Below are 16,284 nucleotides of genomic sequence, written 5' to 3'. Positions count from 1 at the left end.
CCCCCTTAGATTCATACCTTTGCCCTCTTTATGCTGTTTTCATCGGCATCTAGTATTATTGTTTTAGCCCCAACTTTCTGTACTGCACTCCAGTCAATTTCTAATATCTCTCTAGCCCCGCCAAAAATACTAAATTTAGAAGAAGATGCATCTATAAGAAGATACTTTATATTTCCTTCATCATCAATTACTAAGTCATTGTTTTGAAGATAATCATACTTTTCTCCATCATTAATATTTATAAGCTCATATCTTTCAAGTTCACTAAGATATTTTATATTTTTATCACCTTGCACATACATACAATAATCCCTCCCTAACATTCATAAATAAATATATGAGTTAGGGAAGAGATATATTACTTCTAATATTATAACTTACTTTTAGTTGATTTTCTAGAATTATCATAGGCTTCTTTTGATTTATAAATAAAGGAATCTAAATAATCCTTATCAATTTCACTTCCAACATAAGAAGTATTCATAATACCTTTTCCGAAACAATTTTTTAGAACATAATCTATGTCTGCTTTACTTATATTATCTATTTTTTCAATAACTTCTTCTTCTGTTCTAATCTCATTTCTAAACAATAAAGATTTTGCATTAGCAAACATTTTTGAACTGGTACTTTCTAATCCTAATATATAATTTGCTTTTATTTTTTCTTTATTTATTCTAAGTTGTTCTTCAGTTATCCCATCTTCTACAAATTTCTCAAGTTCTCTTTTTATAACCTCTAGAGCTTTATCTGCATATTCTTTACTTAATCCAACATATATGTTTATTAAGCCTGCATTTTGAAATGGCTGTATATAAGAGTAAATTACATAACAAAGACCTAACTCTTCACGAACCTTTTGAAATAAAATAGATGAAGCTCCTCCACCTAAAATATTATTAAGAAGAACTAGTGCATATCCTCTATCATCACCAAATTGTAATCCTTGAAGCCCTAAATCAATATGTAATTGTTCAATCTCTTTTTTAAGAAAAATTGAATTTTTCTTAATATCAGTTCCTTCATAAATAGGTGTATATTTTTCTTTACTCTTCCACTTTCCGAAGAATTCCCCTACCAAATTAATAATCTCTTCTTCATCAAACTTACCACAGATAGATATAACTGAATTGTAAGGAGTATATTTATCATTTATAAAATTAATTATATCTTCTCTTTTTAAACTTTTAATTTTATCGATGGTTCCTAGTATTGGATATGCAAGAGAGTTTTCTTCAAATGAAGCTTTTGAATGAATATTATCTAAAACATCTTCCGGATTATCTTCACTCATATTTATTTCTTCAATTACTACTCCCTTTTCCTTTTCAATATCATTCTCATCAAATTTTGAATTTAAAAGCATATCTGATAGTACATCTAATGAAATATCCAAATGTGTACTAAGGGTCTTTATATAATAACAAGTAGCCTCTTTGCTAGTAAATGCATTTATTTGGCCACCAACATTTTCAATTTCTTCTGCTATTTCTTTTGCTGTTCTTTTATAGGTACCTTTAAAAAACATATGCTCAATAAAATGAGAGATACCATTTAGCTTCTCACTCTCATTTCTTGATCCATTTTGAATCATTACTCCTACACTAACCGAATTAACCCCATCTAGTTTTTCTGTTACAATTCTAAGCCCATTTTCTAGTGTAAAAATCTTATGCATAAAAGCCTCCTCTTAGTAAAAAAAAGGCAATAACATTGCCCTTTTAGTATTACTTATCTTCTTTTTCTTCTTCATTATCTTGTAATGCATCTTTTCTTGAAAGATTTATTCTGCCTTGATTATCAATTTCTGTTACTTTAACAAGAATTTCATCTCCAACTGAAACTACATCTTCAACTTTATTTACTCTATTCTTATCAAGTTTTGAAATATGAACTAAGCCTTCTTTATTAGGAAGAATTTCTACGAAAGCTCCAAATGTCGCTATTTTAGTTACTTTTCCTAGATAAACCTCTCCAGCTTTAACTACCTTTGTTAATCCTTCGATTATCTTTAAAGCTTCATTTACACCTTCATGATCTACAGAAGATACAAATACAGTTCCATCCTCTTTTATGTCTATCTTAACTCCAGTATCTTCGATTATTTTATTAATAACCTTTCCACCAGCTCCTATAACATCTCTTATCTTTTCTGGATCAATTTTAATTATTGATGTCTTTGGTGCATACTTTGAAACATCTTGTCTTGGTTCTGCTATACACTCATTTATCTTATCTAAAATTACCATTCTAGCTTTTCTTGCATTTTTTATTGCAGTATTAACAACATTAAAACTTAATCCTTTAAGTTTTGTATCAACCTGTATTGAAGTAATACCTTTTTCAGTTCCTGCAACCTTAAAGTCCATATCTCCAAAGAAATCTTCTATTCCTTGAATATCTGTTAATACTTCTTCTTCAGTTAAATCCTCTGATGTTATAAGTCCCATTGCAATACCTGCAGCTGGTCTCTTTATTGGAACTCCAGCATCTAATAATGCTAATGTTGATCCACAAACTGAAGCTTGTGATGTTGATCCATTTGAACTTAATACTTCTGATACTAATCTAATAGTATATGGGAATTCTTCTTCTGAAGGTATTAATGGTTCAAGTGCTCTTTCTGCAAGTGCTCCATGACCAATTTCTCTTCTTCCTGGTCCCCTAAGTGGTCTAACTTCACCAACACTGTATGCTGGGAAATTATAATGATGCATATATCTCTTTGATTCCGCTTCATCTATACCATCTAAAATTTGAATATCTCCAACTGAACCTAAAGTAGCAACTGTCATTACTTGAGTTAATCCTCTTGTAAATAATCCTGTACCATGAGTTCTTGGTAATATCCCAACTTCACATCCAAGTTGTCTTATTTGATCAAAAGCTCTTCCATCTGGTCTTCTTTTATCTTTTAAAAGCATTTGTCTTACAACTGCTTTTTGCATTGTATAAAGAATTTCTTTTATATCTCCTTCTTTACCTTCATGCTTTTCTTCGAATTCAGCAAATACTTTTTTATTCACTTCATCCATAGCAATGTTTCTTTCATCTTTATCCATAATATACATTGCTTCTTTTACCATATCACTAGCAAAAGCTTTTACATCTTTTTCAACTTCTTCATCTACTTTAAATAAAACTGCTTCTTCCTTAGCTTTACCGAATTTAGCCATAGCTTCTTCTTGGAATGCTATTATTTGTTTACATGAATCAAATCCAAATTCAATAGCTGCTATCATAGTATCTTCTGGTATTTCATTACCCCCAGCTTCAATCATCATAACCTTTTCTTTTGTAGAACAAACCGTAAGATCCAGTATACTCTGCTCTCTTTGCTCTGAAGTTGGATTTAAAATAAATTCATCACCTATTAATCCTACTTGAACTCCTGCAACTGGAATATTATATGGTATACTTGATAAACATAATCCCATTGATGCTGCATTAATTGCTAATATTTCAGGTATATTGTCCTTTTCAACTGAAACAACGGTGCAAACAACTTGAACATCATTTCTATATCCTTTAGGAAATAACGGTCTTATTGTTCTGTCAACTGCTCTTCCATGAAGAATTGCTTTTTCTGATGGTCTTCCTTCTCTTTTTATAAATCCTCCAGGTATCTTACCAACAGCGTATAATCTTTCTTCATACTCAACGCTTAAAGGAAAGAAATCAATTCCATCTCTTGGTTCTTCTGATTTATTTACATTAGTTAATATTACAGTATCACCGTAGCTCATTAATATAGCTGCATTTGATAACATACCAAAATCACCAAATTCGACTTTCATCTCTCTTCCAGCTACTACTGTACTAAGTGTGTTCCTCATAAAGGGACCTCCTTTCGTTTCCATTTACAAATTTTTCTAACGACTTTAAAATAATAGAGCGGTTTTAACCGCTCTAAGCTATCTTCTTAAACCTAATTTTTTAATTATAGCTCTGTATCTTTCGATATCTTGCTTTGCTAAGTAATTTAAAAGACCTCTTCTTTGTCCAACCATCATTAATAGTCCTCTTCTTGAGTGGTGGTCTTTCTTGTGAACTTTTAAATGTCCAGTTAATTCATTAATTCTTTCGCTTAATAATGCGATTTGAACTTCTGCTGATCCTGTATCGTGTTCACTTCTTCCAAATTCTTTAATTATTTCTTGCTTTCTTGCCTTTTCCATAATTACACCTCCGTAAAATATCCCCTTAGTTCCATGTAATAAGATGGCACCTTAGAACATAGGACTAGGTTTCCGCTATTATTATAACAAAACAATGTAATGTTGTAAATAATATTTATATAATAACAGCTAATTCTTTTAATTTCGCATATTCTTCATCCTTTTTTAATTGCTCTTTTAAACAATCAATAGAATCAAATCTTTTTTCATTCCTAATTTTTTCTATAAAGTATACTACTATTTCATCATCATAGATATCATTATGAAAATCTAATATAAATGTTTCAACTGTTAATCTCTTACCATTTACAGTTGGATTGCTTCCAACAGAAGTTATTCCTTTATAAATATTATTTTTCCATCTAACATTTGTGTAGTATACACCGATATTTGGAATGATTTTTTCTTCTCCAAACTTTAGATTTGCAGTTGGGAATCCAATAGTCCTTCCAATCTGTCTGCCATGCTCAACTATTCCGCTTAAACTATAAGGTCTAGTTAACATTTTATTAGCCTCACTAATTTCTCCATCTTTCAAAGCATTTCTAATTCTAGTGCTACTTACAACATCTGCATCATGTAATAAAGGTGCTATTACTTCTAGTCTGTAGTTATACTTTGTTGATAGTTCTCTTAAAAGATTGGTATCTCCTAAATTTTTATATCCAAATCTATAGTTAAATCCAACAACTATGCCTTTAATATTGTAATCATTGCAAAGTCTTTTTATAAAACCTTCTGGTGATAGTTCCATAAATTCTTTATTAAATTTTCTAAGAACAACTTTATCTATCCCCTCTTTTTTTAAAATATCTACTTTTTCTATATTATCCATCAGATACTTCATTTTTATACTTGGATTTATAACTGTTCTTGGATGATTACTAAATGTAAATACCATACTTTTAGAATTAGTTTCTTTTGCAAGTTCTATACACTTATGAATTAATGATAAATGTCCTTTATGTAAACCATCAAAACTTCCAAGTGCAACATAGTACTCATCATTTTTGTTAGTTATTTTTCCATCCACTACCTTCATATCGTTTTAGTCTTCTCCTAAGCTACATTAATAACTTTTCTAACTTAAACCCATCTTTATCTTTAATGCCAAGACCAATGAAAATATTGTCTTCATCATAAACCCTATACAATATATTATCTTCAATATTATCCTTTAGCAATCTCCTATCATAAACTCTTGCGCCATTTATAAGAAGATTTCTAAATTTATTATTTATTATTGTTTTAGGATACGCCTCTAAAGCATCCTCAATAGGTATTAAATATTCTTCAATATTATCTTCTGTCAACAAATCTATATTTACACTATCTTCTTCTTTAAAAATCGAAGTAGCTGTTCTTCTTAAATTAACCATAGTTCCGTATACATTAAGCTTTTCTCCGATATCATAACATAGACTTCTTATATACGTTCCCTTTGAGCAAGTTACTGTCATTGTAATTTCAGGAAGATTGATACTAATGTCTTTTATATCAAAAATAGTTATATCTCTACCTTCCCTCTCAATTTCAATACCTTGTCTTGCTAGTTCATAAAGTCTAACTCCATTTTTTTTAAGTGCTGAATACATTGGTGGAATCTGACTATATGTACCTTTGAAAGAATTAATAGCTTCTAAAATTTCATTTTCATTAAGATGAGAAATATCTTTTCTATCAAGAACTTCCCCCTCTAGATCATATGTTGTTGTCTTAAAACCTAAAGAAAATATTACTTTATATGTTTTAGGTGCTGTCATAATATAATCTATTATTTTAGTAGCTTTACCTAGACATACCGGAAGCACTCCAAATGCTTCCGGATCTAATGTCCCAGTATGACCAACTTTTCTTTCACGAGCAATTTTTTTAATTTTTCTAACCACATCAAAAGATGTCATTCCAGAATTTTTAAAAACATTTATTACTCCTTGCATAGGTCTATCTCTCTTTCAATAGCTTTTAAAATATTATCTTTTGCAATTTGAAGCATAACTCCCCTTTGCATAAGTCCTGAAGCTTTTGGGTGTCCACCACCACCAAATGTCTCAGCAATCTTTCTAACATCAAAATCATATTTTGATCTAAGACTTGCTTTAACACCTTCTTCAACTTCCTTTAAAAGAACTGCAACTTCAACTGTTTTAATACTTAAAAGATTTCCGATGATATCAGATGTATCTTCTTTTTCAGCATCAAATTTTTTAAGGGAATCATTATCTAAAACTGTAACTACCACTTTACCATCAAAATAAAGTTTAGCATTTTGGAAAGCATATCCCATAAGATTTAATTTATTTATACTTCTATTATCAAATAAATTATTGTATATCTTAGAATTATCAACTCCAACTCCAATTAGCATACCTGCAATCTCATGTGTTCTTTTGGTAACGTTAGAGTGTCTGAATGATCCTGTGTCTGTAACTAATGAAGTATAAAGACATCTTCCTATTCTCTCTAATATTTCTTCATTAACAGAGAATTCATATCCCATTTCTTTTAATAATAAGAATACTATTTCAGCTGTAGCTGCCGCTGTAGTATCAATATAATTTATAAAACCATACTTATCATTAGATACATGGTGGTCTATATTAATTACCATTCCAGAAAATCCTGAAAGATTCGCTGAAATTCTTTCAACATTACCACAATCTAGTACTATAACTAAATCAGTACCTTCTTTAGGATCTATTATTTCTCCAGTTACTTCTTCTGAATATGGAAGAAATGCAAGATTTTCAGAAATTTTATCTTTTGAAATTATATATACATCTTTTCCAAGTTCTCTTAATCCATTAAGAAGTCCTAATGCACTTCCAATTGCATCTCCATCTGGTGAAGTATGAAAAGTAATTCCAATTTTATTAGCCTCAATGATAATTTTTTTTATATCTTTAAGTGCCATTTTATTGCTCCTTAGCTTTTCTTATTAGTCCATCAATTTTCATTCCATAATCAATTGATTCATCTAATTCAAAAATTATTTGAGGAGTAACTCTTAATTTAACTTTACGTCCAACTTCTCTTCTAATAAAACTACTTGCACTCTTTAATGCTTTTAAGTTGTTTTCTTTTTCTTCTTCACTATTTGCAAATATACTTACAAATATTTTAGCATAACCTAGATCTCTAGTAACTTCAACTCCAGTTACAGAAATCATAGCAGTTAATCTTGGATCTTTTATTTCATTTTGTATTAAGGTGCTTACTACTTTTTTAACTTCTTCGTTTATTCTTCCACCTCTATAATTAGCCATATATATCACCTCTTAAAAATTAAAGTTCTTTTCTTACAATGGCTTCCATAGTGTATGCTTCTATGATATCTCCTTCTTTAAGGTCGTTAAATTTTTCAACGCTTAAACCACATTCATATCCGCTTCTAACTTCCTTAGCGTCATCTTTAAATCTCTTTAATGAAGCTAAAGTTGATTCAAATACTACGATACCATCTCTAATTATTCTTATATCTGAATTTCTTGTAATTTTTCCATCTAATACGTAACATCCAGCTATTGTTCCTACGCTTGAGATCTTGTAAGTTTCTCTAACTTCTGCTTTACCTAAAATAACTTCTTTGTATTCTGGTTCAAGCATTCCTATCATAGCTGATTTAACATCTTCTATTGCATCATAGATTATTCTGTAAGTTTTAACATCTACTCCTTCTCTTTCAGCTGCTGCAACTGAATTTGAATCAGGTCTTACGTTAAATCCTATTACTATAGCATTTGATGCAGTTGCTAATGATATATCTGTTTCTGTTATCGCTCCAACACCACCGTGTATTACTCTTACCTTAACATCATCTGTTGATAATTTTTCAAGTGATTGTCTTATAGCTTCAACTGATCCCTGAACGTCTGCTTTCACAACTATATCAAGTTCTTTTACAGTACCTTCTTTTATTTGGCTATATAAATCTTCAAGTGAAACTCTATGTCTAGCATTTAAGCTATCAGTTTTATCTTTTTCTTTTCTGATTTCAGCCATATTTCTTGCAGTTTTTTCATCTTTAACTTGATTAAATCTGTCTCCTGCAGCTGGCACTTCTGAAAGTCCTAATATTTCAACTGGTATTGATGGGCCTGCTGATTTTATCTTTTTACCTGTATCATCAAACATAGCTCTTATTCTTCCGTAAGTTGCTCCAACTAATATTGAATCTCCAACATGTAGTGTACCATTTTGAACAAGTAAACTTGCAACTGAACCTCTACCTTTATCAAGTTTAGCTTCTATTACAGTACCTTTTGCTTTTCTATCTGGATTAGCCTTTAATTCTAACATTTCTGAAGTTAAAAGTACCATTTCAAGTAAAGTATCTATTCCTTCACCTTGCTTTGCTGAAACTGGAACACAAACTGTATCTCCACCCCAGTCTTCTGCTACTAAACCATGTTCTGTTAATTCTTGTTTAACTCTATCAATGTTTGCATTTGGTCTGTCAATTTTGTTTATTGCAACAACCATAGGAACTCCAGCTGCTTTACAGTGATTTATAGCTTCTTTTGTTTGTGGCATTATACCATCATCTGCAGCAACAACTAAAATAACTACATCTGTTATTTGTGCTCCTCTAGCTCTCATAGCTGTGAAAGCTTCATGTCCTGGAGTATCTAAGAAAGTAATTTCTTCTCCATTTACATTAACAGTATAAGCACCTATATGTTGAGTTATTCCTCCTGCTTCAGTTGCAGTAACCTTAGCTTTTCTTATAGCATCTAATAAAGATGTCTTACCGTGGTCAACGTGACCCATTACTGTTATAATTGGTGGTCTCTTTTGAAGATTTTCTTCACTATCTTCTTCAACTTCAACTGCATCAAGTTCAGCTGATTCTTCTTTCTTCTCTATTAAAACTTCATATTTTTCACAAACTTTTTCAGCAGTCTCAAAATCTACTTCTTGGTTTATACCTGCCATAACCCCTGTAAATATAAGTGTTTTAATAACATCTGCTGTTGGTTTGTTTAGCTTTTCTGCTAATTCCTTAACTGTTATTGTTTCACCAATTTCAATTACTTTTGCTTCAGCATCTTCTGAATTTTCTTCAGCGTCATCATCTTTTTTAAACTTTTTCTTTTTCTTAGCTCCTTTGTTAGCTTCTTCATCTGCAATTTTTTCGTATTCTTCTACTACATTCTCTGCAGGTGCTACATTACTTAAAAGTTCCTTTATAAGCTCTGCATCTTCGTCTTCTATTACGCTCATATGATTTTTGACTTCTATGTTGAACTCATCCATTAATAAATCAATAAGTTCCTTTGAACTTATACCTAATTCTTTTGCTAATTCATGTACTCTAATTTTTGACATACAGTCACCCCCGATTAATTTCTACATATATTCTCCTCCTCGTAAAGAGCTATTAACTTTTTAGCCATATTCTTATCTTGCACAGCCAGAATCTTTATTTCATCTTTTCCTATGCCAATGCCTAAATCCTCTTTAGAGAAATCTTCAATACATGGTATTTGCTTTTCATTACAATGTTTTTTAAATTTATTCTTTGTTGATTCTGATGCATCTTTTGAAATAACAAATAGATACATTCTCTTTTTATTTCTTAATTCATTACATTTACTATAACCCTCAACTAGGTTACCTGATCTTTTAGCTAAGCCTAGAAAATTGAAAAATTTACTCATCATCCATCTCTTCCCTTAGTCTATCATATATTTCTTCACTTATTTGTACATCAAGATTTCTGCTTAGTCTTCTTGTCTTAAAAGATTTTGCTAAACAATCTTTTGATTTACAAACATATGCACCTCTTCCTGACTTTTTTCCTGTTAAATCAACAGAGACATCTCCCTCCTTAGATTTAACCACCCTAATAAGTTCATTCTTAGGTTTCATCTCCATACATCCAGTACACATTCTTAAAGGTATCTTTTTAGTTTTCATGAAAAACACCTCTCTTATTCTGATATTTCTTCTGAATCTACGTTTTCTATTACTTCTTCAGCTATAACTTCTTCCTCTTCTTGTAAAGCTTGTGATTTACTTTTAATATCTATCTTCCAATTAGTAAGTTTTGCTGCTAATCTAACATTTTGACCTTCCTTACCAATTGCAAGTGAAAGTTGGCTATCATCAACAACAACTTTAGCTGACTTTTCTTCTTCATTAACTGTAACACTTAAAACTTTTGCAGGACTTAAAGAATTTGCTATAAATTCTGCTGAATCTTTGCTCCATTTTATTATGTCTATCTTTTCATTCTTAAGTTCATTTACTATACTTTGAACTCTTACACCCTTAGGTCCTACACAAGCCCCCATAGCATCTACAGATTCATCATTTGAGTAAACTGCTATTTTACTTCTTGAACCAGCTTCTCTTGAGATACTTTTTATTTCAACTATTCCTTCATATATTTCTGGAACCTCAAGTTCAAATAATCTCTTAACTAATCCTGGATGTGTTCTTGAAACATGAATTTGTGCTCCTTTTGAAGCATTTTTAACTTCAACTATATATAACTTTAATTTTTCATTAAAATTATATTCTTCACCCTTCATTTGTTCATTAGGTCCTATAACACCTTCAAGTTTTCCAAGGTTAACAAAAACTAATCCTTTATCTTTTCTAAGAATTGTACCAGTTATTATGTCAAACTCTTTCTCCTTATATTCATTATACACTATATTTCTTTCAGCTTCTTTAATTCTTTGTGTAACTACTTGTTTTGCAAGTTGTGCTGCTACTCTTCCAAAGTTTCTAGGTGTAACTTCCATATCAACAACATCATCTACTTCATACTTAGGATTTATTTCCTTAGCCTCTTCTAAGCTTATTTCTGTTACTTCATCATATACTTCGTCTACAACAACTTTTTGAGCATATACTCCAATTTCTCCACTTTCTCTGTTAATTGTAACTTTAACATTTTGAGCTGAAGTGTATTGGTTTGCATAATTCTTTTTATAAGCTGCAACCATTGCATCTTCAATTGTTGTAAATATTAAATCTTCACTTATTCCTTTTTCTTTAACTATCTCTTTAAGAGCACCTATAAACTCTTCGTTCATGTCCTTATCCTCCTTTTATAATTCCCCTTCTAAGTTAGCTTTTTTTATTTTATCCATTGGTACTTTAACTAATTCTTCACCTTGAACTTCTATAAATTCACCTTCATAAGATTTTAATATACCTTTTATGTTCTTACGTCCATTTAATGAACCAGTAAATCTTATAAAAACTTCTCTTCCTACAGCCTTCTTAAAATGTTCTTCTTTAAATAAACCTCTGTTTATACCTGGTGAAGAAAGTTCTAGGAAGTATGATGTAGAAATTGGATCTTCTTCATCTAGCATTTCACTAACTCTTCTTGAAACCTTTTCGCAATCAGTAAGTGTAATGCCTTCTTCATTGTCTATATATATTCTTAAATAATTTTCTCCATCTTCTTTTACAAACTCTACATGATATAATTCATAACCTAATTCATCAGTTATTGGCATAACTAACTCTTCTAATTTTTCTATTAAGGCATCTTTTTTCATATGTTACCCTCCTTTTCAATATTCAATTTTTATAAATTTATTATTCCCAAATAACTTAAAATCTATTTTAAGTAAAAACGCAACTAAGAAGTTGCGCTTTAAACAGAAAGAGCGGGTAAATAATTTCCCCACTCCTTTAATCTAGCTATTAGTAATAATCATCAATTAAAATTCTAACATATAACCTGTTTTTTTTCAAGTATATTTGAATAAATTACATATATCTCTATTATATTTAGAACAATGATAACTGATTTGTTTCAGACATCCCCTCTAAACATCCATGATTATTTAATGTTTCAACTGCTGTTTTTGTGATTTTAGATCTAAGTCTTAAATCTTCCTTTGATATAAATTCTCCATCTTTTCTAGCTTCAACAATTGCTTTAGCAGCATTATCTCCAACTCCTTGAAGAGCATTTATAGGAGGTCTAAGACCATCTTCTTCAATTATGAACTTAGTAGCTTCTGACTTATAAAGGTCTACCTTTAAGAATTTAAAACCTCTCTTATACATTTCAAATGCCATTTCAAGGGAAGTTATAGTTCCTTTTTCCTTTGTACTTACTGCATTGCCAAGATCATAAAGTTCATGAAGTTTTTCATGAATTGCACCTTCGCCTTTGCATATAAGATCAGCATCAAAATCATCTGCTCTTACTGTGAAATATGTAGCGTAATAAGCTTCTGGGTAATATACCTTATAGTATGCAATTCTTACTGCCATCATTACATATGCAACAGCATGACCTTTAGGGAACATGTATTTTATTCTCTTACAAGATTCAATGTACCAATCAGGAACTTTATTTTCTCTCATTAATTTTTCATCATCTTCTGTAAGTCCCTTTCCTTTTCTTACTTTTTCCATTATAGTAAAGGAACTCTTTGGTGGTACACCTTGATACATTAAATAAACCATAATATCATCTCTCGTTGCTATACAATCTTTTAATGTTGTGTATCCTTCTTTTATGAAATATTGAGCATTATTAAGCCATACATCAGTACCATGTGATAAACCCGATATTCTTACTAAATCAGCAAAACTCTTAGGTTGTGTGTCAACTAGCATCTGACGAACGAACTTAGTACCAAACTCAGGTAATCCATAACTTCCAACTTCACACTCTAATTCCTCTTTTGTAACACCGAGTGCATCAGGTTTTACAAATAAACTAAGTACTTTCTCATCATTAAGAGGTATTGTTTTTGGATCAAGACCTGTTAAGTCTTGAAGCATTCTAAGAACAGTAGGATCATCATGACCCAGTATATCAAGTTTTAAAAGCCTACCACTTATTGAATGGTAATCAAAGTGAGTAGTAATTATATCAGTATCATTATCATCAGCTGGATGCTGTATTGGTGTAAAGTTATAAATCTCATTATCACTTGGAACAACCATTATACCACCTGGATGTTGCCCTGATGTTCTTTTTATTCCTGTACATCCAATTGTTAATCTTTCAATTTCTGCACTAGAAACTCTTATATCCCTTTCATCTAGATATTTTCTAACATATCCATATGCAGTCTTTTCTGCAACTGTACCTATTGTACCAGCCTTGAATACATATCCTTTACCGAAAAGTACTTCACAATACTTATGGACAACTCCTTGATATTCGCCTGAGAAATTAAGGTCAATATCCGGTTCTTTATCACCTTCAAACCCTAAGAAAGTTTCAAATGGAATATCATGGCCATCTCTTATATAATGAGCACCACATTCCGGACAATCTTTTGGTGGTAAATCTGCACCTGAACTTATAGATCCATCTAAAAAGAATTCTGATTTTTTACAATTTGGACATACATAGTGAGGTGGAAGTCCATTAACCTCTGTTATATCTGACATTGTAGCTACAAAGGAAGATCCAACTGATCCTCTTGAACCAACAAGATATCCATCTTCAAGAGATTTCGCAACAAGCTTTTGTGCAATAAGGTAAAGAACTGCATATCCATTATTTATGATAGAGTTTAACTCTTTATCTAATCTCTTTTGAATAACTTCTGGCAAGTTTTCTCCATAAATTGAATGAACTTTTGTCATAACCATATTTCTGATTTCTTCTTCTGCACCTTCAATCTTAGGTGGAAATGTCTCGTCAGGAATAGGTTTTATAGCTTCAATTTCATTTGCTATATTATTAGGATTTACTATAACAACTTCTTTTGCTTCATTTTCACCTAAATATGAAAATTCTTTTAGCATTTCATCTGTAGTTTTTAAATATAATGGTGGTTGATTATCGGCATCTTTAAATCCCTTACCAGCCATTATTATTCTTCTAAATGATTCATCTTCAGGTTCTAAGAAATGTACATCTCCAGTTGCGACCACAGGCTTATTAAGTTTTTTACCTATATTATATATTTTTCTATTTATTTCTCTTAATTCATCTTCATCTTTAACATTTCCCTTTGCTATTAAGAAATTATTATTAGCTATAGGTTGAATCTCTAAATAATCATAAAATTCACAAACCTTCATAACTTCTTCATCGCTTCTACCATCTAATATAGCTCTATATACTTCACCTGCTTCACAAGCAGAGCCTATTATAAGTCCATCTCTCATTTCTTGAAGTCTACTTTTTTTAGTTCTTGCACTTTTAAAGAAATTCTCAAGATGAGCTTCTGATACTAACTTATATAAATTTTTAAGCCCTTCCTGAGTTTTAGCTAAAATTATTATATGATAAGCTGGTTGTCTTTTTATATCTATATTTGATAAAAACCCTTCATTTAATTTACTTAAGGTATATATTTCTTTTTCTTCTCTTAATTTTTTAAAACAAACTAGCAAAATATCTGCTGTTGCCTTTGCATCATCTACAGCTCTGTGATGATTTTCAAGGGATATCCCTAAATGTTTTGCAACTATATTTAGTTTTACTTTTTTAAGTTCTGGGTATAAAAATCTTGCTAAAGGAACAGTATCAACAATTGTAAAATCAAAGCCTAATCCCATTCTTCTACAATTATTTTTAATAAATCCTGTATCAAAGCCTGCATTATGTGCAACTAATACGCTTCCATTGCAAAATTCTAAAAATCTAGGAAGTATATTTTCTATAGTTTCACTATTTCTTACCATATCATCTGATATTCCAGTAAGCTCTGTAATCTTATATGGTATATTTCTCTCCGGATTTACAAACTCACTAAATCTATCCACTATTTTCTCATTTTGTATTTTAACTGCACCAATTTCTATTATCTTATCATTCTTAGCTGAGAATCCTGTTGTCTCTAAATCAAAAACAACATATGAATCATCTAAAGATTCTCCTCTTTCATGAAGCGCTACCGGTATACCATCATCAACTAAATATCCCTCAACTCCATAAAGAACTTTTATACCAAATTTCTTTGAAGCACTTTGTGCATCTGGAAAGGATTGAACCACACCATGGTCTGTTATAGCAATGGCTTTATGTCCCCATTTTGCTGCTCTTTCTATTAACTTGCTTGCAGATACCATTCCATCCATAGTACTCATATTAGTATGTAAATGAAGTTCAACTCTCTTATCTTCCGCTCCATCCATTCTTTCTATTTTTTTCATTTTGACTATATCTCTACCCATTATTACTACTTCTCTAGCATAGGTATCGTATATAGCCTCTCCCCTTACCTTGCAATATAAGCCCTTCTTGACATTTTCTAAAACTTCTTCTTTATCTTTTTCTTTCAAGAAACATTTAACCGTAATTGAACTTGTATAATCGGTTATAAAGAATGTAAGAATACTTTTACCAGTTCTAGTTTCAATTATCTCAGTTTTAAATACTTCTCCAATTATAGCAACATATCCTGATGTCTCATCAATATCACATATATTCATAGCTTCTTGACTTATATTTCTACCTAAAATAGTATTTTCACCTTTAGGTTCTCTTTTATATTTTTGATATCCTTCATTTTGTTGTTTCTTTGGCGCTTCTTTTCTTTCTTTCTTCTCTTTCTTATCAGAACTATCTCCTGATGGATTACCTTGAACTATTCTACCTTGAAGCACATCATCAACTATCTTTTTATTTTCTTTTGCTTTATTCTCTTCATAATTTGTATCTTCTAAAGAATTATCATATTTTAATTCAATCCTTATCCTTCTTCCAAATATATCATGTATTTGAGCAGCTACTTTTCTCTCTATATCCTTCTTTTTTAGATGATTTACAATAGCTTCACTTCCATATCTAATTGTTATGTTATCTTCTTTAATATCCTTATGTTTAGAATATAAAACATTTTTTGATAGTGGATTTTTTCTAACTATATCTAGAACAACATCAGACCAATATTTTGTTAATATATCATCTATACTTGCATCTTCTACATCCTTATAAACTAATAGTTCTACTTTTATATTTAGTCCTAAATTTGTAGATATTAATTTCTTTATCCAATCCTCTTCACTTTGAATTAAATTATCTTTACATTTTATTACTACTTTTAATACATTACTTTTTCTATAAAATTGAAATCTATTTAACTTTATTTCCTTATCTTCTAAATCTTCATTTTTATTTATTTCTTTATTAATTTTTTTAATGAACTCTTCACTCAAAGGA

14 protein-coding genes are annotated in these 16,284 nt (G+C 30.5%); all 14 read right to left on the bottom strand.

The genetic code is table 11. The annotated features are described in order from the left end of the window. Window positions 1-11 precede the first annotated feature (11 nt). Window positions 12-302 (bottom strand): YlmC/YmxH family sporulation protein, encoded by a 291-nt coding sequence (locus K5V21_RS08955; RefSeq protein ID WP_204595295.1) that lies wholly within the window; start codon window positions 300-302, stop codon window positions 12-14. A 68-nt stretch (window positions 303-370) separates the two neighbouring features. Next, window positions 371-1,678, bottom strand: coding sequence for a M16 family metallopeptidase (locus K5V21_RS08950; RefSeq protein WP_221860960.1), 1,308 nt, complete (start codon window positions 1,676-1,678; stop codon window positions 371-373). A gap of 49 nt (window positions 1,679-1,727) precedes the next feature. Further along, complete coding sequence (locus K5V21_RS08945; RefSeq protein WP_221860959.1) at window positions 1,728-3,836, bottom strand: polyribonucleotide nucleotidyltransferase; 2,109 nt, start codon at window positions 3,834-3,836, stop codon at window positions 1,728-1,730. Window positions 3,837-3,914: 78 nt separating this feature from the next. Beyond that, a complete protein-coding gene (rpsO, locus tag K5V21_RS08940) occupies window positions 3,915-4,178 on the bottom strand; it encodes a 30S ribosomal protein S15 (protein WP_045725674.1) in 264 nt (87 codons plus the stop codon). A gap of 115 nt (window positions 4,179-4,293) precedes the next feature. Further along, complete coding sequence (locus K5V21_RS08935; protein ID WP_221860958.1) at window positions 4,294-5,220, bottom strand: bifunctional riboflavin kinase/FAD synthetase; 927 nt, start codon at window positions 5,218-5,220, stop codon at window positions 4,294-4,296. Window positions 5,221-5,242: 22 nt separating this feature from the next. Next, window positions 5,243-6,118 carry a tRNA pseudouridine(55) synthase TruB gene (gene truB, locus K5V21_RS08930; RefSeq protein WP_221860957.1) on the bottom strand — a complete coding sequence of 292 codons (876 nt, stop codon included), beginning with the start codon at window positions 6,116-6,118 and terminating at the stop codon, window positions 5,243-5,245. Further along, entirely contained in the window at window positions 6,106-7,092 is a 987-nt protein-coding gene (locus K5V21_RS08925; RefSeq protein WP_221860956.1) for a DHH family phosphoesterase, read from the bottom strand. Before K5V21_RS08925 ends, truB begins: the two co-directional genes overlap by 13 nt. Window position 7,093: 1 nt before the next feature. Next, window positions 7,094-7,444: a 30S ribosome-binding factor RbfA gene (rbfA, locus tag K5V21_RS08920; RefSeq protein WP_221860955.1), complete on the bottom strand. Its 351-nt coding sequence runs from the start codon at window positions 7,442-7,444 to the stop codon at window positions 7,094-7,096. A gap of 19 nt (window positions 7,445-7,463) precedes the next feature. Beyond that, window positions 7,464-9,506 carry a translation initiation factor IF-2 gene (infB, locus tag K5V21_RS08915; protein WP_221860954.1) on the bottom strand — a complete coding sequence of 681 codons (2,043 nt, stop codon included), beginning with the start codon at window positions 9,504-9,506 and terminating at the stop codon, window positions 7,464-7,466. A gap of 14 nt (window positions 9,507-9,520) precedes the next feature. Further along, window positions 9,521-9,838, bottom strand: coding sequence for a ribosomal L7Ae/L30e/S12e/Gadd45 family protein (locus tag K5V21_RS08910; RefSeq protein WP_204595331.1), 318 nt, complete (start codon window positions 9,836-9,838; stop codon window positions 9,521-9,523). Beyond that, complete coding sequence (rnpM, locus tag K5V21_RS08905; protein WP_204595287.1) at window positions 9,831-10,097, bottom strand: RNase P modulator RnpM; 267 nt, start codon at window positions 10,095-10,097, stop codon at window positions 9,831-9,833. Before rnpM ends, K5V21_RS08910 begins: the two co-directional genes overlap by 8 nt. Window positions 10,098-10,111: 14 nt before the next feature. Continuing rightward, window positions 10,112-11,224 (bottom strand): transcription termination factor NusA, encoded by a 1,113-nt coding sequence (nusA, locus tag K5V21_RS08900; protein WP_221860953.1) that lies wholly within the window; start codon window positions 11,222-11,224, stop codon window positions 10,112-10,114. A 15-nt stretch (window positions 11,225-11,239) separates the two neighbouring features. Further along, window positions 11,240-11,698, bottom strand: coding sequence for a ribosome maturation factor RimP (gene rimP / locus K5V21_RS08895; protein WP_221860950.1), 459 nt, complete (start codon window positions 11,696-11,698; stop codon window positions 11,240-11,242). Between the two features lie 235 nt (window positions 11,699-11,933). Then, window positions 11,934-16,280 carry a PolC-type DNA polymerase III gene (locus K5V21_RS08890; RefSeq protein ID WP_221860948.1) on the bottom strand — a complete coding sequence of 1,449 codons (4,347 nt, stop codon included), beginning with the start codon at window positions 16,278-16,280 and terminating at the stop codon, window positions 11,934-11,936. Window positions 16,281-16,284 lie beyond the last annotated feature (4 nt).

Origin of the sequence: Clostridium sardiniense (assembly GCF_019753795.1) — a bacterium.
Lineage (GTDB): Bacteria > Bacillota > Clostridia > Clostridiales > Clostridiaceae > Clostridium > Clostridium sardiniense.
Note: the sequence above shows the minus strand (reverse complement) of the source record. Positions and strands in the feature narration are given on the sequence as shown.